General features: G+C 64.3%; 13 protein-coding genes and 5 pseudogenes. 5 read left to right on the top strand and 13 right to left on the bottom strand.

What is annotated here, in order from left to right:
- Positions 1–108: 108 nt before the first annotated feature.
- The 5 genes from DPM13_RS04000 to DPM13_RS22120 all read right to left on the bottom strand — a co-directional run bounded on the left by DPM13_RS04000 (position 109) and on the right by DPM13_RS22120 (position 3,840).
- Complete coding sequence (locus DPM13_RS04000; protein ID WP_112887499.1) at positions 109–1,488, bottom strand: recombinase family protein; 1,380 nt, start codon at positions 1,486–1,488, stop codon at positions 109–111.
- 234 nt (positions 1,489–1,722) lie between these two features.
- A protein-coding gene (locus tag DPM13_RS03995) for an IS3 family transposase (protein ID WP_105291570.1) occupies positions 1,723–2,810 on the bottom strand; the annotation gives its coding sequence in 2 pieces (ribosomal slippage) (positions 1,723–2,561 and positions 2,561–2,810; 1,089 coding nt in all).
- 65 nt (positions 2,811–2,875) lie between these two features.
- Positions 2,876–3,151 carry a hypothetical protein gene (locus DPM13_RS03990; protein WP_080620830.1) on the bottom strand — a complete coding sequence of 92 codons (276 nt, stop codon included), beginning with the start codon at positions 3,149–3,151 and terminating at the stop codon, positions 2,876–2,878.
- 27 nt (positions 3,152–3,178) lie between these two features.
- Complete coding sequence (locus DPM13_RS22125) at positions 3,179–3,460, bottom strand: recombinase family protein (RefSeq protein ID WP_223252517.1); 282 nt, start codon at positions 3,458–3,460, stop codon at positions 3,179–3,181.
- Positions 3,461–3,480: 20 nt separating this feature from the next.
- Positions 3,481–3,840, bottom strand: a complete 360-nt coding sequence (locus DPM13_RS22120) for an isochorismatase family protein (RefSeq protein ID WP_317616377.1) — start codon at positions 3,838–3,840, stop codon at positions 3,481–3,483.
- Between the two features lie 305 nt (positions 3,841–4,145).
- On the opposite strand from DPM13_RS22120, the pseudogene DPM13_RS03980 reads away from it, so the two are divergent.
- Together DPM13_RS03980 and DPM13_RS26565 are read left to right on the top strand one after the other, a co-directional pair.
- Positions 4,146–5,426: pseudogene (locus DPM13_RS03980) on the top strand (IS5 family transposase); the annotation flags it as partial.
- A gap of 741 nt (positions 5,427–6,167) precedes the next feature.
- The gene (locus DPM13_RS26565; protein ID WP_397245616.1) at positions 6,168–6,434 is read left to right on the top strand and encodes a hypothetical protein; all 267 of its coding nucleotides are present in this window, start codon (positions 6,168–6,170) and stop codon (positions 6,432–6,434) included.
- A gap of 524 nt (positions 6,435–6,958) precedes the next feature.
- Here the strand turns inward: DPM13_RS26565 and DPM13_RS20460 are convergent.
- The 5 genes and pseudogenes from DPM13_RS20460 to ssb form a co-directional block, all read right to left on the bottom strand.
- Positions 6,959–7,300, bottom strand: a complete 342-nt coding sequence (locus tag DPM13_RS20460) for a hypothetical protein (RefSeq protein WP_189654836.1) — start codon at positions 7,298–7,300, stop codon at positions 6,959–6,961.
- A gap of 228 nt (positions 7,301–7,528) precedes the next feature.
- Positions 7,529–7,669 (bottom strand): annotated as a pseudogene (locus DPM13_RS25720) (ABC transporter substrate-binding protein); the annotation flags it as partial.
- 541 nt (positions 7,670–8,210) lie between these two features.
- Complete coding sequence (locus tag DPM13_RS20455) at positions 8,211–8,462, bottom strand: hypothetical protein (protein WP_189654985.1); 252 nt, start codon at positions 8,460–8,462, stop codon at positions 8,211–8,213.
- On the bottom strand, positions 8,375–8,677 hold the full coding sequence (locus tag DPM13_RS03955; protein ID WP_262983318.1) for a TrbI/VirB10 family protein: 303 nt from the start codon (positions 8,675–8,677) through the stop codon (positions 8,375–8,377). Before DPM13_RS03955 ends, DPM13_RS20455 begins: the two co-directional genes overlap by 88 nt.
- Before the next feature lie 419 nt (positions 8,678–9,096).
- Positions 9,097–9,584, bottom strand: a pseudogene (gene ssb / locus DPM13_RS03950) (single-stranded DNA-binding protein).
- 221 nt (positions 9,585–9,805) lie between these two features.
- Here ssb and DPM13_RS03945 point away from each other — a divergent pair.
- On the top strand, positions 9,806–10,444 hold the full coding sequence (locus DPM13_RS03945) for a lytic transglycosylase domain-containing protein (RefSeq protein ID WP_112887496.1): 639 nt from the start codon (positions 9,806–9,808) through the stop codon (positions 10,442–10,444).
- 31 nt (positions 10,445–10,475) lie between these two features.
- On the opposite strand, the gene DPM13_RS03940 is transcribed toward DPM13_RS03945, so the two are convergent.
- Together DPM13_RS03940 and hemB are read right to left on the bottom strand one after the other, a co-directional pair.
- Positions 10,476–11,030 carry a lipid-binding SYLF domain-containing protein gene (locus DPM13_RS03940; RefSeq protein WP_088239192.1) on the bottom strand — a complete coding sequence of 185 codons (555 nt, stop codon included), beginning with the start codon at positions 11,028–11,030 and terminating at the stop codon, positions 10,476–10,478.
- An 83-nt stretch (positions 11,031–11,113) separates the two neighbouring features.
- Positions 11,114–12,112, bottom strand: a complete 999-nt coding sequence (hemB, locus tag DPM13_RS03935; RefSeq protein WP_112887495.1) for a porphobilinogen synthase — start codon at positions 12,110–12,112, stop codon at positions 11,114–11,116.
- Between the two features lie 173 nt (positions 12,113–12,285).
- Between hemB and DPM13_RS03930 the strand changes: the two genes are divergently transcribed.
- Both DPM13_RS03930 and mfd read left to right on the top strand, forming a co-directional pair.
- A complete protein-coding gene (locus tag DPM13_RS03930; protein ID WP_223252327.1) occupies positions 12,286–12,729 on the top strand; it encodes a hypothetical protein in 444 nt (147 codons plus the stop codon).
- A 201-nt stretch (positions 12,730–12,930) separates the two neighbouring features.
- Positions 12,931–16,320: pseudogene (gene mfd / locus DPM13_RS03925) on the top strand (transcription-repair coupling factor).
- Between the two features lie 100 nt (positions 16,321–16,420).
- On the opposite strand, the pseudogene clpA reads toward mfd, so the two are convergent.
- Positions 16,421–18,737, bottom strand: a pseudogene (gene clpA / locus DPM13_RS03920) (ATP-dependent Clp protease ATP-binding subunit ClpA).
- Positions 18,738–18,874 lie beyond the last annotated feature (137 nt).

Genomic DNA, 18,874 nt, shown 5'->3' with positions numbered 1-18,874 from the left:
GGGAAAGGCTGTCTTTCGCATTCCCCCAGCTTTTCTCCCAATAACATTTGGAAGGTGCCGGATCAGGGCGCATGTCGCGTGACCGCGTCGTCATTTTTCGTAGAGTTGTCAAAGGTTTGACAGGAAGGTCAGGGCCGGTTCGATAAGCTCCTCTAACCTATCCTCTGGCGGCGCGGCATTTACCGCCTGATCGGCCAGCACCAGCTTCCGGCGTTCCAGCTTTTCGATCCGCTGTTCATAGGCGGCTGCGACGGTCGGGCTGGCTCCCTCCATGATCCGGTCAAGCAGGCCCTCAATCTGTTTTTCGATATCCCTGATCTGGTCGGACAGAGCGGCGCGCGCCCGCTGCGCCTCGGCCTGCCGCGCATTCCAGATGTCGGTGAACATGGCGCGGGCCAGCGCGAAGAATTGCCGTGCGGGACGCATGCAGCGCAGGATGGCTTCCGCGCCGTCTTCGATATCGGCGCGGGGGATGGAACGCCTGTGCGAAGCGCAATTGGGCGTGTCGCACAGATAATAGGCGTAATGCTTGTTCCGGCCCTTTGACCAGCAGGAAGTCATGGGCTGGTCGCAATCATCGCAGAGGACGAAACCGCGTAACGGGAAGTCCTCGTTGATGTCCTTGCGGGCCGGAGCCACCGCAGAGCCGCGCAGACGCGCCTGTATGCGCTCATGCGTGGCGAGGTCGATCAGCGGCTCATGGAAGCCCTTGCGCAGGGATATGCCCCAATTCGGGGCCTCGACATAGCCCGCATAGGTGGGACGAGCCAGAAGCTCGCGCACCGTGGTCAGGCGCACTTCACCTGTCTGGCGGCTTTTCAGGAATTCCGGCTTGGCTTCGAGAAAACGCATCACTTCGGATTGCGAGGTGAACCGCCCGCTGGCGAAGCCTTGCAGGACTTCGCGGACGATGGAGGCCACAGGCTCATCCGGCACCAGTAGCTTGCCATGCTCACAGTTGCGGGCGTAGCGATAGCCCACGGGCGGGTGGAAGACGTAATAACCCTTCTCGACTCGCGCCTTCATCTTCTGCACCACCTGCCTGCGGTTCTGCTCGCGCTCAAGCTGGCCTTGGGCGGCGATGATGGTTTCGATGAAGCGGCCTTCGGGCGTGTCTTCCAGATTGAAGTTCAGGCATTCGATCCGTGCCCCGCGCTGCGCGAATTCGCGGCGCAGCTTGATGTGGAACTCCGTATCGCGGGCGAAACGCTTGAGGTCATCGAAGATGACGACATAGGGCGTTCCCTTCTGTGCATCGAGATAGGCCAGCATCGCCCGCATGCCGGGGCGCTTCATGAAATCACCGCCGCCGGAACTGTCGTCGGGGAAGACTGCCTCGACCGCATAGCCCTTGCCATCCGCATATTGGCGGCAGCGATGTTCCTGCGAGGCCAGTCCGCTGCCTTCCAGCTTCTGCTTGGTGGAAGACACGCGGCAATAGATGAGTGCCGTGAGCGGCTCTAAGGGAGGGGTGGAGTGTGTGTTCATGTATCCTGCCTTTCCGATGCCGCTGCGGGGTCAGCCCCCGTCCGGGGCATCATTGAAGTGTTCGCGTATGTTGGGTTTGCTTGAGTTTAGCCCATCGGAATCGGCCTGTGCGCGTGGATCAAGGGATTTTTCGACTTGTCCACAGGCTTGTTGGACGGGATGGACGCCAAAGCCTAGATCGACAAAAGCCACCATGGTAATCCTCCCCGTTTTAACGGGGCGCGACCGTAGAACTCACGCGGCCATTTTCAGCTTCATGGCGGGTGTGACGCCGCCGATGCCCATGTTCGGGCGTTCGTTGTTGTAGGTCCATAGCCATTCGGTGGCGATCTGCTGCACCTCCTCGATGGTTTCAAAGATGTAGAGGTCGAGCCATTCGTGCCGAACCGTCCGGTTGTAGCGCTCGACATAGGCGTTCTGCTGCGGCTTTCCGGGCTGGATGTAGGTCAGGGCGATGCCCTGCTTCTCGGCCCAGATTGTCAGCGTGGCACTGACGTATTCCGGGCCGTTATCGACCCGGATCGCCAGCGGTTTGCCGCGCCATTCAATGATCTGGTTCAGGGCTCGGACGACCCGCTCGGCGGGCAGCGAAAAATCGACCTCGATACCCAGCCCCTCGCGGTTGAAGTCGTCCAGCACATTCAGCAGCCGGAACTGCCGCCCGTCGGCCAGCCGATCGGCCATGAAATCCATCGACCAGACCAGGTTCGGGGCTTCTGGAACTGCCAGTTCATCGGGCTTCTCCCGCTTCAGCCTGCGCCGCAGCTTGATCCGCAGGTTCAGCTCCAACTCGCAGTAGATCCGGTGGACCCGCTTGTGGTTCCAGACATGTCCTTTGACGTTCCGCAGGTGTAGGAAACACAGGCCGAAACCCCAGGTCTCGTGGACATTCGTCAGCCCGACCAGCAGATCGGCAATCATCTCGTTCTCGTCGTCACGCTTCGGACTATAGCGAAAGCAGGTCTCGCTGACGCCGAACGCCCGGCAGGCCAGCGCGATGCTAACCCCCTTCGTCGCCACCGCCTTCTCGGCCAGCTCCCGGCGCTGAGCTGGACGCGTCACTTTTTTCCCAGAGCCTCTCGAAGCAGATCGGCCTGCATGCTGAGATCGGCGAACATGCGCTTCAGTCGCCTGTTCTCATCCTCGAGGGCCTTCATCTGGCTCATCATGGATGCATCCATGCCGCCAAACTTCGCGCGCCATTTGTAAAACGTCGCGCTGCTGATCCCATGCTCGCGGCAAAGCTCGGAAACGGGCAGCCCGCCCTCCGCCTGGCGCAGCACGCTCATGATCTGGGCTTCAGTGAAACGGCTCTTCTTCATCGGAATCTCCTCGTCCATCTTGCCGAGAAAACTCTACCTTCGCATCCCATTAACCACGGGGAGGATTACCCATGCACCGCGCCGTAGAGTGCCAGTTTCTGCAAGGCGCACAGGATCAGATCGTCAATCCCGGTAACGCCAGCCATCTTGAGGGCATAATCGCGCCGCGCAAAATCGTAAATGACGGTCAGACGATGCTCCCCGGCAGGATCATCCTGCCGGTAAAGCGTGAAGGTGAATTCGGAGCGCAGGGTTTCTTCATCTACGCGGCCTGAGACGAGCAGGATATGGACTCCGAGTTCCTCATCGCCAATTTCTGCGCGGACAACATCAATATCCATTTTACCGAGTACTCCCCATATGTCGGTTTATCCCACCCGTTCCAGAGAGCGGCGCAGGGTGGAGCGATCAGCCCCGAAGCGCCGCGCGGCCTCGGCCACGCTCAAGCCGTCCTGCGCGATGGCGCGCTGCGCCGCCATGACCGTTTCCATGTCGAGAACGGGTTTACGGCCAAGGCGCGCGCCGTTCTTACGGGCGGCATCGAGGCCCGCCATCGTGTTTTCCACGATGATATCGCGCTGGAACTCGGCGAAGGCTGAGAACAGATGATAGACCCGGCCGCCCGGCGTGGTGGTTAGATCGCGCGGCACCAGGACGTTGAACCCGGACTTCAGGCATCGACCACCGTGGCCGTGCGGACGCAGCCCGAGGTGGTCGTGCCGCAAACCACCACCGTATCGGCCCGGGCCCCCACCAGCAGCCCGCCAAGCGCGCTGCCGAAAAAGGCCGAGGCGCCCTTCTTGATCACCAGCGCGTCGTCCGGCTGCTTGCCGGTCGCCTCATCTGCAGCCGCTGGTCCTTGGTGGACACGCGGGCATAGCCGATCTTGCGACCAGGTGCTGCGATCATCGGCCAGAGGCTCATGCCGATCCTCGCCTGGTTCACTCGAACCGATCGAACGGGGGTCGTGAGCGGCAGTACCGCCAGCGGAGCGCGGCTTTCCGCGTATTGTCCAAGATCCTTTCTTCAACTCCTCGTGCGATCCTGATTGTGCTTCTCACTCGTGCGATCATATCGCCGTTTCCGCATGCCACGAAGGCTCGCGAGCGTTGCTTGCCTTGACGTTTTCTGCGACTTGGAGCAGCCGATCATCTTAACCAGTCCGGCCTGAACAACCTTTCAGGCGGCGATTGCGTCCCTGATGGGGGAATTTTTCTGTACAAGGATCGCGGCGACCGGCTGAAGCAACGGGGACAGAAGCGCTCTGAGATAGGCGGGCTCTGATGATGTGCCCGCCCCCCGACGGATGACCTGCTCCGCCCGAGACTGGTCGACATGATCGACGCCCGCCATGAGTTGGTGAAGCTTGCGGCACTGATCGACTGGGATTTCTTTGAACGGGAGTGGGCGAGCTTCTTTCCGTCTCGCCAGGGACGGCCAGCGACATCTCCACGCCTGGTGGCGGGGCTCATGTATCTCCAGCACGCCTTCAAGCTCTCTGACGAGGCAGTCGTCGCCCGGTGGGTCGAGAACCCGTATTACCAGCACTTCACCGGCGAGACGTTCTTCCAGCACCGTCCCCCGATCGATCCCTCGTCGCTGGTGCGCTGGCGCAAGCGGATCGGGGAGGAAGGAGTGGAGTGGCTGCTGACCAAGACGATCGAGGCAGGCCGAGCTTCTGGCGCGGTCACCGACAAGAGCCTGAAGCGGGTGGCTGTGGATACGACCGTGATGGAAAAGACCATCGCCCATCCCACGGATGCGCGGCTTTACGAGCGCGCCCGCGCGCTGTTGGTCGGCTTGGCGAAGGAAGCGGGGGTCGATCTGCGCCAGAACTACGCGCGCCTTGCCCCGCGGCTGGCCGCCCAGGTGGGGCGGTATGCCCATGCCCGGCAGTTCAAGCGCATGCGCAAGGCCCTGCGCCAACTCAAGGGCTATGTTGGCCGCGTGCGCCGGGACCTGCGCCGCCACCTGCAGGACATCCCCGAAGGCGCGCTGCGCGGACGGGTGCTGGAGGCGCTCTGGCTGGTCGGTCGCCTGCTCGAACAGACACCGAAGAGCAAGAACAAGATCTACGCCCTGCACGAGCCCGAGGTCGACTGCATCTCCAAGGGCAAGGCGCGCATCCGCTATGAGTTCGGCACCAAGGTCAGCCTTGCTACTACCCTCGACGGAGGCTTTGTCGTCGGCGCCCGCAGCTTCCCTGACAACCCCTACGACGGCCATACATTGGCGCCTGCACTGGAGCAGGTTGCCATCCTGACCGAGCAGGTGCCGGATCTCGCCGTCGTCGATCGCGGCTATCGCGGCCATGGCGTGGAGACCACCAAGGTCCTGATCAGCGGCACAAGACGCGGCATCACCCCGCTCCTGGCAAAGCTCCTCAGGCGACGAAGTGCCATCGAGCCTGAGATCGGGCACATGAAGAGCGATGGTCGCCTGGCCAGATGCCCGCTGAAAGGCCGCATCGGCGACGCGGTCTTCGCCGTCCTCTGCGCCTGCGGGCACAATATCCGCAAGATCCTCGCCCATCTCAGGGCTCTTTGGACTCTATTGCTTCACCTGATCACGGCGATCATCCGGGGCGAAAGGACCCTTCACCGCCATGCAGTGGCCGCCAGGTTCTTGATCCGACTATCCATGCGATGTGCTGGCGTGGCCGGAAGCCTAGTCAGGACAGCTTCTGTCAGTGCTCCATCACCATGAGCAATTCGTGGCCATGCAAACGGGGCGGCATGACGGCATCGTCACGGGCCTTCTTGAATGGTATGGCACAGCGGAACTTCGCGCACAGCATCGACATATCTCGGTTGGTGTTGGCGGATTATGCAGGATAATCAGTCTATTCAATGGAATTTTGGCTGACTGTGGACGTTATGCCTGAGCATGTCCTGATTGATAAGAACGGCGATGGTGGGACGTTCACGGCCGAGATTGCTGGGCCTACCTGTCGCTCCTTGCGATCTCGGCCCGACCTGTTCATGGCGCATGCGATTTCCATGGCCGCATTGATCGTTCTATGAACGCGTCCATGGAACTGCCCCGCGCTCGCTGGCGTCTGATGTGATCATGCTGCGCGCAGCGCCGAGCACATCGACCTGATGGTCGTGTCTCATGTACCGTTGCGGCCTCGGCCTGCGCGGCATCGCGCTTTCGGCAAAAACGATAGCCGGCATGCCCGGACGCCAGTGCTCAGCAATGGCCGTCCTTATCAGTATCTGATCTGTATGCGTCTTCGGTGGAGAACGTCGCCTTCCTCATCACGGTAAACTCGTCGCCCGTCCTCCAGTTGGTCAGGGCGCGGGCCTGCTGATAGCGCCAAGGAGTGCGCGGTCAGGTCGCTGGCGTTGCAGCGCCTTGGCAAGGGCATTTCCGCGGCTGCATTCAGTCTCGCAGTTTGTCCATCATGTCGTTGTAAAGCGCCGAGTAAGCCGGATCGCGCATCATCATCTGCACGCGCTGTCAGCGTCTCAGCATGAACTGTTCGCCTTGCGTTCTCTGATCCTCGGGGTCGCCAATATCTTGAACCTGACTAGCTTCGTCAGCCCGCATCTGAACGGCGCATTCCAGGGCGCGATCATCGTGATCGCCGTCTTCCTGCAACGCCGCGGCACATCTCGATAATCCAAGGAGGAGAAAAGACTATGAAACTGACACGCCGCCAGATAATTCGGTTTCATTAAACCTCGTCGTCCAGAACATTGAAGGTGACGCGGTTTCAGGGTCCATCTTCTGGTGGAGATATGCGCAAGAACAAGATAATAATGCTGCAATAGCACCGGTTATAGTATATTGCATTTTTCCTTGCATTTTTGCGGGCTTCTCCGGTGAAGTGGGTCTTTTTCTGTGTGGTAGTTGTGTGGTTTTGTCTTACTATCTGGGAAAATCACCAACACAGCATGATTTGGGTCTGGAATTGGTCAGCACCGTACAGGTCCTTCTAGTTAATTGACGTATCACATCGCGTTCGGCATCTTCGGTAGCGACGAATGCACGTTGACCCGTTCGGCAACCGTGATCTAGAAGTTCTCGAATCCATAAGTTCTTCGCTCAGCAGGAGCCAACCCCACTTGCTTCCGCTGTTGCTCAAGAGAGCTTCAACTGCGCTATCCGCCTCGGCGCACCGGTCTTGATCCGTGCTGACTTGATCATGATAAATCGCTGGAGTTCCGTGGTTCCCGGCGCCCAGGCTTCGACATGACGATGGAATCGTTTCCGGACCCGGCATGGATATGGATCTGGTTTTCGGTCGCTCCATCGGTGGTTGCGCGGATCACGTCATTGCCTGACGTGCCATTCGCATGCGTCGGGCCACCGTTTCTGGAGTCGATGGTGTCGATGGTGATGGTTTTGCCTGCGGCATGTGCGACTGCGGGCCACCGTTCCGAAAAATCCTTCTGAATCTGCTCTTTGCAAAAAGTGTGTCGCTCTTCGCCAAACGGTCCAGCATGAGATCCAAGGCCGCACCTCATTTCCGACGAAGCTGCCATACAGCTCCGGATTGCCCTGGCTTTGTGTCAGCAATGCCGCATCGCGGGTTTGGATCATGGCCTCGAGTAGGGCATCGAGCTTCGCGTCTTGCATTTCCATCCACTCCGACATGCCGACGACTGGGTTCTGGCCCGGAACCAGCCCCACAGCCCCCTGATGCCCTTCGGCACACGCGCCGCCCGCTGGCGCTGTTCGTCCTCTTGCCGTTGTGCCTGCCGGTCAGTTCGCGTCGCTGCGCCCGTGTCGCTGGTCATCTTCTTCTTTTCCAGCGACAGCGCCTGCACCGCCAGACCCACGGACGAGGTGGTCAGCTCCATGATGCTGTCGACCTGTTCGGTGTCATACCATTGCCGCGCGAGCTTTGTCGCCCTCCGCGGCTGGCAGATCCCCGTGTCGTCATCCGCGCGGCGACATCCATTTGCCTGCGACCTGGCGCGCATAGCGGGACAGCGCGTAGCCGCGCGCAGTACAGCGCCAGACGCCTGCGACGAACAGGTACGGCCTCTGATGTAGCACTCTTCCAGCATGCGTGCAGGATTCTGCATTGTGCGAGCGCTTCGACGCATCCTGAAACCCCGCCTTGAGCAGAGGGCGGGCCGATATGTACCGGCTTGGCCTGCTGTCATTCTGTGCGGGAGAAGTTGAGTGGGTTGCGCAAGGCGCGATCCGGCAATCCGCACGGCATGTCCCAGCCATGTTCAATGTCTAGTTCACGGTATAACTCCGCTGGTGCTCGTACGTAGGGCAGATGCGGGCGGTCATGGTGTCCGCGTCGATCCGCGACCAGACGCATGCGCATGTCGCCGGCCTTCCTTTTCATGGAAGACGATGGCGCGAGGCTGGCCGTCCAGCTCCAGCCGCTGTTCGGCCATCTCCACAGCCGCCTCGAACACCTCGACCGATACGGCTTCACGTTCGGGCGGGTTCAAGCTGAGCGAGAACAGGAAGTTCTTGAGCGCGTTCCTTGTGAGATTGCATCGCCTTCCATCGACGCCCCGGCCAGATCACCGGCAGGAATACCGGCCGCTCCGGGATGACTTCAACCGGCCCTTCATCTTCTCGGTCATGCAGTTCTACCACGAACCCGATACCTGGCTGTTCGGCGGCATTTTCCGTGCGCTCCGAGCCTGTGCAGCGATCATGGCGCACCGCCCGAAGCATTCTGGCCGATGCTGCCGTAGACTTCGGCTAAGGTGTCGTCGCGCGCTATCGTCCTCGCTATCGCTTGCCGCGGCCTCCAGCGCTGCGGGCAGAGCGCCGATCACCGACACGAGCGCGGCCGAGCCAAAGCGGCTGGCAGTATGGTTTTTGACCTTGCCGGTAAGTCCGGACCGCCCGACCCGGTCGGTGCCATAGCCTTCGAGCGGACAAACCATCGGCACGCGCCGGCGATCGGCACAGCTTCCCCGATTTGGCGAGACGCTGGATTGCCCCAGCGCCATCCCTGCCGCATCCCGTTCCAGCTGCGCCCGGTCCTCGAACGTCAGCCGCAGCGAAAACGGCGGGGGATATTTCGGCGCTTCTGGAAGCAAGAACATTACCGGAACATACCGGACGACATAGATTCGCAAAAGCCTTGCTGTGTTGGGAAAAGTGGATTTCTTCGGATGGGGCCGGATAACCAGAGGGCAGACCTTGGCTCCACCAAATCATCCTTTCCCAAAACGACAAGACGCCTGCATCCGCGGGGCGTTTGCGGCTGTTCGGCGCCTGTCGCGCGCCTTCATTCGGCCAGTAAAAAGCGCCGCGTCCTTGCGGAGCGGCGCTGCCTTGGGCCCTGGTTCCCGCGAAGGGATCAGAACGGGATCTCGTCGTCGAAATCGGGACGGCTGGCAGGAGAGGGGCTGCGGCCCGAGCCGCCGCCCGAGGAGCCGCCTTCGTAGCCATAGCCCTCATCGCCGCGACCGCCGCCGCCACCGCCGCCGAGCCGCCACGGCCGTCGAGCATGGTCAGCTCGCTGCGGAAGGGACGCAGCGCCACCTCGGTCGAATAGCGGTCGTTGCCTTGCTGGTCCTGCCATTTGCGGGTTTCCAGCTGGCCCTCGACATAGACCTTGCTGCCCTTCTTCAGGTATTGCTCGGCCACGCGGACCAGGGGCTCCGAATAGATGGCGACGGTGTGCCACTCGGTGCGTTCCTTGCGTTCGCCGGTGTTGCGGTCCTTCCAGGTCTCGGAGGTTGCGATCCGCAGGTTGGCGATCTTGCCGCCGTTCTGGAAGCTGCGGATCTCGGGGTCTTGACCCAGCTTGTCGATCAGGATCACCTTGTTCACGCTGCCGGCCATCGAAACGGGCCTTCTTCGCTCGTCACGCCGATGTAGCGCCTTGCGAGGGGGCGCGACAAGGGGCTTGCGGTCCGCGGCGGCCGCTCGGACCGACGCTTGAGGGCTTGGCGGAAATCCGCCCAAGACGAGCCGATGCCCGGGCGGCCCGAAACGACTTGCGCCATCGCCCCGGCTTTGGGCTATAGTGCCACGCAAAAAGACGTCGGCATGAGGGACGAGACATGTTTGCACGCAGCGCTGCGCGGCGCCTGGCCCGCGTCGCCCTGGCCTTGAGCCTGGGACTTGGCCTTGCTGTTCCGGCCATGGCCGACGGGCTTCGCATCCAGAAAAGCGGCAAGTCGCGCATCGCGCAGTTCGAACGCCAGACCCGGCTGCTGGATTCGCGGCTGGCCGGGCAATACCAGCAATCCGCGCGGCTGCGGCCCAAGGGGACCTCGACGAAAAGCGTGGTGGACCTGGCCCTGCCGGGGACGATTCCCGCCTATTCCGGCAACCGGCGCAGCCAGTACCTGCCCCATGCCCGGGCGATGGCGCGCAAGCACGGCGTGCCCGAGGACCTGTTCCTGCGCCTGGTGCAGCAGGAATCGGGCTGGAACCCCTCGGCCCGGTCGAACAAGGGCGCGCGGGGGCTGGCGCAGCTGATGCCGGGCACCGCGGCCAAGCTGGGCGTGGACGCCAGCGACCCGATCCAGAACCTGGACGGCGGCGCGCGCTATCTGCTGAAACAACTGGGCCAGTTCGGCAGCATGGAGCTTGCGCTCGCCGCCTATAATGCCGGCCCTGGCGCGGTTCAGAAATACAATGGCATCCCGCCCTATCGCGAAACGCAGGATTACGTCACGCGCATCCGCGGAAGCTGAGGGAAGGGGGCCGCATCGCGGCCCTTTCGCTTCAGAAGGTCGAGGGGATGATCCGCGTGTACTTGGTCCCGGCGATCGCCGCTCCGGCCATCAGGCCGGACTGGCCAAAGACCATCGCGATGATGGGCTGCTGCGCGCTCAGCGTGTCGCCGCCGACCGACATGCCCTTGGCGGGCAGGGCGTAATAGGCGCCCGCTTCGGCCACCCAGCCGGGGGCGCGGCGGAAATCCGACAGCGCCGCATCGGTCTGGAAGATCAGCACATGGGCGTATTGCTGGGCCCCGATCTGGAAGCCGACGCTGGCCTGCGTGGCGGAATAGTAGTCCACCGTCGCATTGTTGATGCGGAGCGCGCCTTGCCCATAGGCGCCGCCGACGCCGAAGCCCGCCTCGGTCATCAGCGGCATGTAAAGGACGCCCTTGGCCGATTGCAGCATGGGGGCGACGGCGGGATAGTTCTGCAGCAGGAAGTTGCGCGTCGCATCCACCCGCGCGTCCAGCCGCGCCGGAGCGTCCTGGCCCACCGCATTGTTGCAGGCCGCCAGCCCAAGCGCCGCGGCGCCCAGCAGCAGGCCGCGCCTGCTCATCGCGTTGAAATCCATATTCGCCCTCGTCCCATGAATGGCGGTGGACCCGCCCTTAGCTGTTGATGATACGTGCTTTCCCGGCGTCACGCCAGCCTTTCGGCCACCTGGGGGGCGTAATAGGTCAGGATGCCGTCGCAGCCCGCGCGGCGGAACGCGAGCAGGCTTTCCAGCACCACGTCGCGCGAAAGCCAGCCCTGGCGGATCGCGCCTTCCAGCATCGCGTACTCGCCGCTGACCTGATAGGCGAAGGTTGGCGCCGCGAACTGGTCGCGCACCATCCGGCAGATGTCCAGATAGGGCATGCCGGGCTTCACCATGACCATGTCGGCGCCCTCGGCCAGGTCGCGGGCGACGCAACGCATCGCCTCGTCGCGGTTCGCGGGGTTGATCTGATAGGTCTTCTTGTCGCCGACCAGCCGGCCCGAGGCGCCCACCGCATCCCGGAACGGGCCGTAGAAGCCGCTGGCATATTTCGCCGCATAGGACAGGATCGCCACATCCTTGTGGCCTTCCTCCTCCAGAAGCGCCCGCAGCGCGCCGATGCGGCCGTCCATCATGTCCGAGGGACCAAGGATGTCCGCCCCCGCCTCGGCCTGGACCAGCGCCATGCGCCCCAGCGCCTCGACCGTCTCGTCGTTCAGGATCACGCCGTCACGCACGATGCCGTCGTGGCCGTTGGCGTTGTAGGGGTCCAGCGCGATGTCGGTCATCACCGCCAGATCCGGCGCCACCTCCTTGATGGCGCGGATGGCGCGGTTGCCGATGTTGTCTGGATCCCAGGCCCGTTCGCAGTCCTCGGTCTTCTGGTCCGGGTCCGAATGCGGAAAGATGCAGATCGCCGGAATGTCCAGCCGCATCGCGGTCTCGGCGGCCCGTTTCGCGCCGTCCAGCGTCAGGCGCTCGACCCCCGGCATCGAGGGGATCTCGCCCGCGCCGCCCTCGATCTCGGTCACGAAGATCGGCCAGATCAGGTTCGCGGGGGTCAGGTTCACCTCGGTCGTCAAGGCGCGCAGGGCCGGGGTGCGGCGCAGGCGGCGCAGGCGGGTCAGCGGAAACGGGGCGATGATCGGGGTGGGAGACATGGGCGGTCCTTGGCTTGCGGGGCCGGGGGCGGGGCCCGGCCAGATGCGCCCAAAGCCTGCACATTCAGTTGCAGCAGCGCAACCCCTGCCGGCCGGTCGCGCGGTCCGACGGTTTTCCTTTTCGTCGTCCGGGGTTAGGCTCATCCTGCCACCATGCGGGAGCTGACCGGACCTTGATCCAGGCCATACTGTCCATCCTCGACAGCCGATCCTTTGGCTCGATCTGGTTCTGGCTGCTGCTGGTGCTGGTCTGGGGCCACGCCGGCCGGCGCGTCCTGGGCGTGCCGGTCGATATCGCGCAGGCCGCCCGCGGGGGCGACGAGCCCGCCGCGCTGCTGCTGCTCGACTGGCTGTCGCTGACGCTGCCGCGCTGGCGGCTGGGCCCGAAGGAGGGCGCGGTTCTGCTGGGGCTTGGCGCCTTCGGGCTGAGCGCGCTGGCGGTGCTGGGCTTTGGCTATGGGCTGGAAATGGCGCAGGCGCTGGTTCTGCTGGCGCTGCCGCTGGCCCTGCGCTGGCGCTGGAGGTCCAGCTGGCGCGCCGCCTGTCCGCGATCGTCGCGGCGGCCGAGGCGGGCAGCCTGCCGGTGGACCGGGCGGGGCGCGCGGCCTCGAGCCTGATGCGGCGGCACCGGCGGGTGGTGACGCTGGCCTCGGTGCTTGCGGTGGCGGCGACGGCCTGGCGCGGCGCCCTGTGGCTGGTCGCCCATCCCTTCGGCTTCTGAAAGGCGCGTCTTGACTTCGGTCCCGCCCGCGCTAGGTCACACCGCATGGCCGAACTTCTGATCCTTTCCGGGGCGCCTCGAGGGCCTTGACGCGGCGCTGGTTGCGCCTGCTGGTCTCCGAGGCGCTGCAGGATATCGCCCGCGACGCCGAGCGCTCCAGAGGCGCGGAGAGGCCTCTGGAGCCCCAGGCGGTGGTGCTGGAATTTCCCGCATGGGACACCACGCCCTATGACCGCGTCTCGCCCGCGCCGGCGGTGATGGCGGCGCGCATGGCGGTGCTGACCGCCCTGGCGCATGGCGCGATCAAGGGGCCCTTCGTCCTGCTGACGACCCTTGCCGCCGCCATGCAGCGGGTGCCGCCCCGCGATGCGCTGCGCGAGGCCAGCTTTTCCGCCCGCGTGGGCGGCCGCATGGACGAAGGGGCGTTGCGCGCCTTTCTGGCCCGCATGGGCTTTTCCCAGGCGCCCACCGTGACCGAGCCCGGCGATTTCGCGGTCCGCGGCGGCATCATCGACATCTATCCCCCGGGCGATTCCGGCCCGATCCGGCTGGACATGTTCGGCGACGTGCTGGAATCGGCCCGCCGCTTCGATGCCGAGACCCAGCGCTCGACCGAGAAGCTGGACCACCTCGACCTGGCCCCGATGTCCGAGGTGATCCTGGACGAGGCCGCGATCACCCGGTTTCGCCAGAACTATCGCGCCGAATATGGCGGGGGCGCGAACGATCCGCTGTACGAAGGCATCAGCGCCGGGCGCAAGATGGCCGGGATGGAACACTGGCTGCCCTGGTTCCACGACCGGCTGGAAAGCCTGCTGTCCTATCTGCCCGAGGCCTCGGTGGTGGCCGACGACCATCTGGACCAGGTGCGCGACGCCCGGCTGCACACGATCCGCGAACAGTTCGACGCCCGGCGCGAGGCCCTGGCCCGCAAGGGTGGCACCGACACCGTCTATCGCCCGGTCCCGCCGCGAGCCATGTTCCCCGACGAGGCCGAATGGGCGGACTGGCTGAAACCGCATCGCGTGCTGCGTCTTTCGGTCCTGCCCCAGCCCCCGGGGCCGGGCGTGCTGGACGCCGGCGGACGGGTGGGGCGCAATTTCGCCCCCGAACGCCAGGCAGAAAAAGGAAACCTGTTCAAGGCGCTGGCCGATCACGTCCGCGGCCTGCAAAGCTCGCGCCGGGTGGTGATCGCCAGTTTCTCGGAAGGGGCGCGCGAACGTCTGTCGGGGTTGATCGCGGACGAAGGGATCAAGGGCGCCAAGCCCATCGCCGACCTGCGCGACCTGCCCGACCAGCCCGGCGCGCTGGGCCTTGCCGTCTGGCCGCTGGAGGAGGGCTTCACCTCGGACGGGCAGGCGACCGGGCCGCTGGCGGTGATTTCCGAACAGGACGTTCTGGGCGACCGGCTGATCCGGGGCGCGAAACGTCGTCGCAAGGCCGAGAATTTCCTGCGCGACACCACGACGCTGACCCCCGGCGATCTGGTGGTTCATGTCGAACATGGCATCGGCCGCTACAAGGGGCTGGAAACCGTGATGGCGCTGGGCGTGCCGCACGACTGCGTGGCGCTGGAATATGCCGGCGGCGACCGCCTGTTCCTGCCGGTCGAGAACATCGACTGCTCAGCCGCTACGGGCACGAGGAAGGCTTGCTGGACAAGCTGGGCGGCGGCGCCTGGCAGGCCCGCAAGGCGCGGCTCAAGGAACGCATCAAGCTGATCGCCGACAAGCTGATGCGCGTCGCCGCCGAACGCCTGCTGCGCCCCGCCCCGGTGCTGGAACCCGAGCATCACGAGGTCGAAAGCTTCGCCGCCCGCTTCCCCTATGCCGAGACCGAGGATCAGGCCGCCGCCATCGCCGACGTGGCCGAGGACCTGGCCGCCGGCCGGCCGATGGACCGGCTGGTGGTGGGCGACGTGGGCTTCGGCAAGACCGAAGTCGCCATGCGCGCGGCCTTCATCGCCGCAAGCCAGGGCCGGCAGGTCGCCGTGGTGGCGCCGACCACGCTGCTCGCGCGCCAGCATTTCCGAACCTTTGCCGAACGCTTCCGGGGCACGGCGATCAACGTGCGCCCGCTGTCGCGCTTTGTGTCCGCCAAGGACGCTGCCGAGACCCGCAAGGGCCTGGCCGAGGGCACGGTGGACATCGTCGTCGGCACCCATGCCGTGCTGGCAAAGCAGGTCCGGTTCAAGAACCTGGGCCTGCTGATCGTCGACGAAGAACAGCACTTCGGCGTGGCGCACAAGGAACGGCTGAAGGAGTTGCGCAGCGACATCCACGTACTGACCCTGACCGCGACGCCGATCCCGCGCACGCTGCAGTTGTCGCTGACCGGGGTGCGGGACCTGTCGATCATCGGCACGCCGCCGGTGGACCGGCTCTCGATCCGCACCTATGTCAGCGAATTCGACAGCGTCACCATCCGCGAGGCGCTGCTGCGCGAGAAATATCGCGGCGGGCAAAGCTTTTTTGTCGTGCCGCGCCTGGCCGACCTGCCCGAGGTCGAGGACTGGCTGAAAGAACACGTCCCCGAGGTGTCCTATATCGTCGCGCACGGCCAGCTGGCGGCGGGCGATCTGGACCAGCGGATGAACGCCTTCTACGACCGGGGCGCCGACGTGCTGCTGGCTACGACCATCGTCGAATCGGGGCTGGATATCCCGACTGCGAACACCATGGTCGTCTGGCGTGCCGACATGTTCGGCCTGGCACAGCTTTACCAGATCCGGGGCAGGGTGGGCCGGTCCAAGACCCGCGCCTACTGCTATCTGACGACCAAGCCGCGGGTTCCGCTGACCCCGCAGGCGATGCGGCGGCTGAAGTTCCTGGGCTCGATCGACAGCCTCGGGGCCGGTTTCAATCTCGCATCCCAGGACCTGGACCTGCGCGGCGCGGGCAACCTTCTGGGCGAGGAGCAGTCCGGCCATATCAAGGAGGTCGGCTTCGAACTGTACCAGCAGATGCTGGAGGAGACCATCGCCAAGCTGAAGTCCGGCGAGATCGAGGGTACGCCCGAGGACGAATGGGCGCCGCAGCTGAACCTGGGCGTGCCGGTGACGATCCCCGAAAGCTATATCCCGGACCTCGACGTGCGGCTGGGGCTTTATCGCCGGCTTGCGGAACTGACCACCAAGGTCGAACTGGAGGGCTTCGCCGCCGAGTTGATCGACCGCTTCGGTCCGCTGCCGCGCGAGGTGAACACCCTGCTGCTGGTCATCCGCATCAAGGCGATGGCCAAGCGGGCGAACATCTCCAAGCTGGACGCAGGGCCGAAGGGCGCGACGGTGCAGTTCCACGGCGACAAGTTCCCGAACCCCGCCGGGCTGGTCGCATTCATCCACGATCAGGGCGGTCAGGCCAAGGTCTCGGACAACAAGATCGTGGTGCTGCGCGACTGGCCTTCGGATGCGGACCGCATCAAGGGCGCCTTCGCCATCGCCAAGGATTTGGCGGCCAAGGTCAAGGAAGGCCGGGCGAAGGGATAGCAGGGCGCTGCAAGGGGCTCTGCGCCGCGCGGCACCTGTGCGGCCTTTGCACGGCCGGAAACAAGAAAGGCGGCGCGTTTGGCGCCGCCTTTCTGGTCGATCAGTCCGCCGTCAGCAGCGGTGGCTTTGACTTGCTGAGGCGCGGGGCGTCCGGGCCGGTGATGTCGAACACCGGCTTGTCGTCCTCGATCCGCACCCGGACCACGCCGCCCTTGGTCAGGCGGCCGAACAGCAGTTCCTCGGCCAAGGGCTTCTTGATCGTCTCCTGGATCACGCGGCCCAGGGGGCGGGCGCCCATCTTGTCGTCATAGCCTTTTTCCGCCAGCCAGTTGGCCGCTTCCGAGGTCAGTTCGATATGGACGCCGCGGTCGATCAGTTGCGCCTCGAGCTGCAGCACGAATTTCTCGACCACCTGGACGATGATGTCGCGCGACAGGGGGGCGAAGCTGATGATCGCGTCCAGCCGGTTGCGGAATTCGGGCGTAAAGGTGCGCTCGATGGCGGCGGTATCCTCGCCCTCGCGCTTGTCGCGGCCAAAGCCGATCGCGGCCTTCTGCATGTCCGAGGCGCCCGCGTTCGAGGTCATGATCAGGATCACATTGCGGAAATCCACCTGCCGGCCGTTGTGGTCGGTCAGCTTGCCGTGGTCCATCACCTGCAACAGGATGTTGAACACGTCCGGATGCGCCTTCTCGATCTCGTCCAGCAGCAGCACGCAATGCGGATGCTGGTCGACGCCATCGGTCAGCAGCCCGCCCTGGTCGAAGCCGACATAGCCCGGAGGCGCGCCGATCAGCCGGGAAACCGCATGTTTCTCCATGTACTCGGACATGTCGAAGCGCAGCAGTTCCACGCCCAGCGTGCTGGCAAGCTGCTTGGCCACCTCGGTCTTGCCGACGCCGGTGGGACCGGCGAACAGATAGTTGCCGATGGGCTTTTCAGGCTCGCGCAGGCCGGCGCGGGCCAGCTTGATCGCCGAGGACAAGGCGTCGATCGCCGCGTCCTGGCCAAAGACCAGGCGCTTCAGCGTCGCGTCCAGGTCCTTCAGCACCGCCGCATCGTCCTTGGAGACGTTCTTGGGGGGAATGCGGGCGATCTTGGCGACGACCGCCTCGATCTCTTTCGGGCCGATGGTCTTGCGGCGCTTGCTTTCCGAAACAAGGTGCTGGGCCGCCCCCGCCTCGTCGATCACGTCGATGGCGCTGTCGGGCAGCTTGCGGTCGTTGATGTAGCGCGAGGCCAGTTCCACCGCCGACTTGATCGCATCGTTGGTATAGCGCAGGTCGTGGTGCTTTTCGAAGCTGGGCTTCAGCCCCATCAGGATCTTGATGGCATCCGGCACGTTCGGCTCATTCACGTCGATCTTCTGGAAGCGACGGGAAAGCGCGCGGTCCTTTTCGAGATGACTCGGAACTCTTCGTGACCTGATCAGCCCATGCAGGCAGCTTGCCGCCCGAAAGCGCGGGCTTGAGCAGGTTCGAAGCGTCCATCGCCCCGCCCGAGGTCGCGCCGGCGCCGATCACGGTATGGATCTCGTCGATGAACAGGATCGCGTCGGGATGCTCTTCAAGCTCCTTGACGACGGCCTTCAGCCGCTCCTCGAAATCGCCGCGATAGCGGGTGCCGGCCAGCAGCGCGCCCATGTCGAGCGAGAAGATGGTCGAACCGGCCAGCACGTCCGGGGTTTCGCCCCGCGTGATCTTGAGCGCGAGCCCCTCGGCGATGGCGGTCTTGCCGACGCCCGGGTCGCCCACCGCAGGGGGTTGTTCTTGCGCCGGCGGCACAGGACCTGGATGCAGCGCTCGACTTCGTCGGCGCGGCCGATCAGCGGGTCGACGTCGCCCTTCGAGGCCTTCTTGTTCAGATTGACGCAATATTTCGCCAAGGCGGATTCATCCTTGGCGGCGGGCTGTTCGGCCTGCGCCTGTTCGCCCGGCTGGTCGGCGCCCTGAACCGGCCGGCTTTCGGAGAAGGACGGATTCTTGGCCACGCCATGCGCGATGAAATTCACCGCATCGTACCGCGTCATGTCCAGTTCCTGCAGGAAGAAGGCGGCGTTCGATTCGCGTTCGGCAAAGATCGCGACCAGGACGTTCGCCCCCGCACTCGGTCCGGCCCGAGCATTGCACATGGATCGCCGCGCGCTGGATCACCCGCTGGAAGGCGGCGGTCGGCACGGCTTCCGAGCCTTCGACATCGGTGATCAGCGTCGAAAGATCGTCTTCGATGAATTCCACGAGCATCCGACGCAATTCGTCCAGATCGACGTTGCACGCCCGCATGACCTTGACGGCATCGGGCTCATCCGTCAGCGCGAGCAAGAGATGCTCGAGTGTGGCCAGCTCGTGGCGGTGATCATTGGCCAGCGCAAGCGCAGCATGGATGGCCTGTTCCAGCGTGTTCGAAAAGGACGGCACGTTTCAGCTCCTGTCAGTCGGCTGGCGGTATGGGCCGCCAAGATTTAGCGGTCCACCTGACCAGACTGTCACGATACAGTTAAGAATTGGTGGATTTTCGCGCAATTCAAGCGGTATCTGCATCCGCCCTTGCCGAA

This window comes from Paracoccus mutanolyticus (genome assembly GCF_003285265.1).
Classification (GTDB): Bacteria; Pseudomonadota; Alphaproteobacteria; order Rhodobacterales; family Rhodobacteraceae; genus Paracoccus; species Paracoccus yeei.
Note: the sequence above shows the minus strand (reverse complement) of the source record. Positions and strands in the feature narration are given on the sequence as shown.

Bases quoted from the DNA above. Each gene is read 5' to 3' on its own strand.
- DPM13_RS03990 (WP_080620830.1), bottom strand. From the start codon at position 3,151: ATGGATATTGATGTTGTCCGCGCAGAAATTGGCGATGAGGAACTCGGA.
- DPM13_RS20460 (WP_189654836.1), bottom strand. From the start codon at position 7,300: ATGGCAGCTTCGTCGGAAATGAGGTGCGGCCTTGGATCTCATGCTGGA.
- DPM13_RS03940 (WP_088239192.1), bottom strand. From the start codon at position 11,030: ATGAGCAGGCGCGGCCTGCTGCTGGGCGCCGCGGCGCTTGGGCTGGCG.
- DPM13_RS20455 (WP_189654985.1), bottom strand. From the start codon at position 8,462: ATGCTTCGGGCGGTGCGCCATGATCGCTGCACAGGCTCGGAGCGCACG.
- hemB (WP_112887495.1), bottom strand. From the start codon at position 12,112: ATGTCTCCCACCCCGATCATCGCCCCGTTTCCGCTGACCCGCCTGCGC.
- DPM13_RS04000 (WP_112887499.1), bottom strand. From the start codon at position 1,488: ATGAACACACACTCCACCCCTCCCTTAGAGCCGCTCACGGCACTCATC.
- DPM13_RS03955 (WP_262983318.1), bottom strand. From the start codon at position 8,677: ATGGTTTGTCCGCTCGAAGGCTATGGCACCGACCGGGTCGGGCGGTCC.
- DPM13_RS03945 (WP_112887496.1), top strand. From the start codon at position 9,806: ATGTTTGCACGCAGCGCTGCGCGGCGCCTGGCCCGCGTCGCCCTGGCC.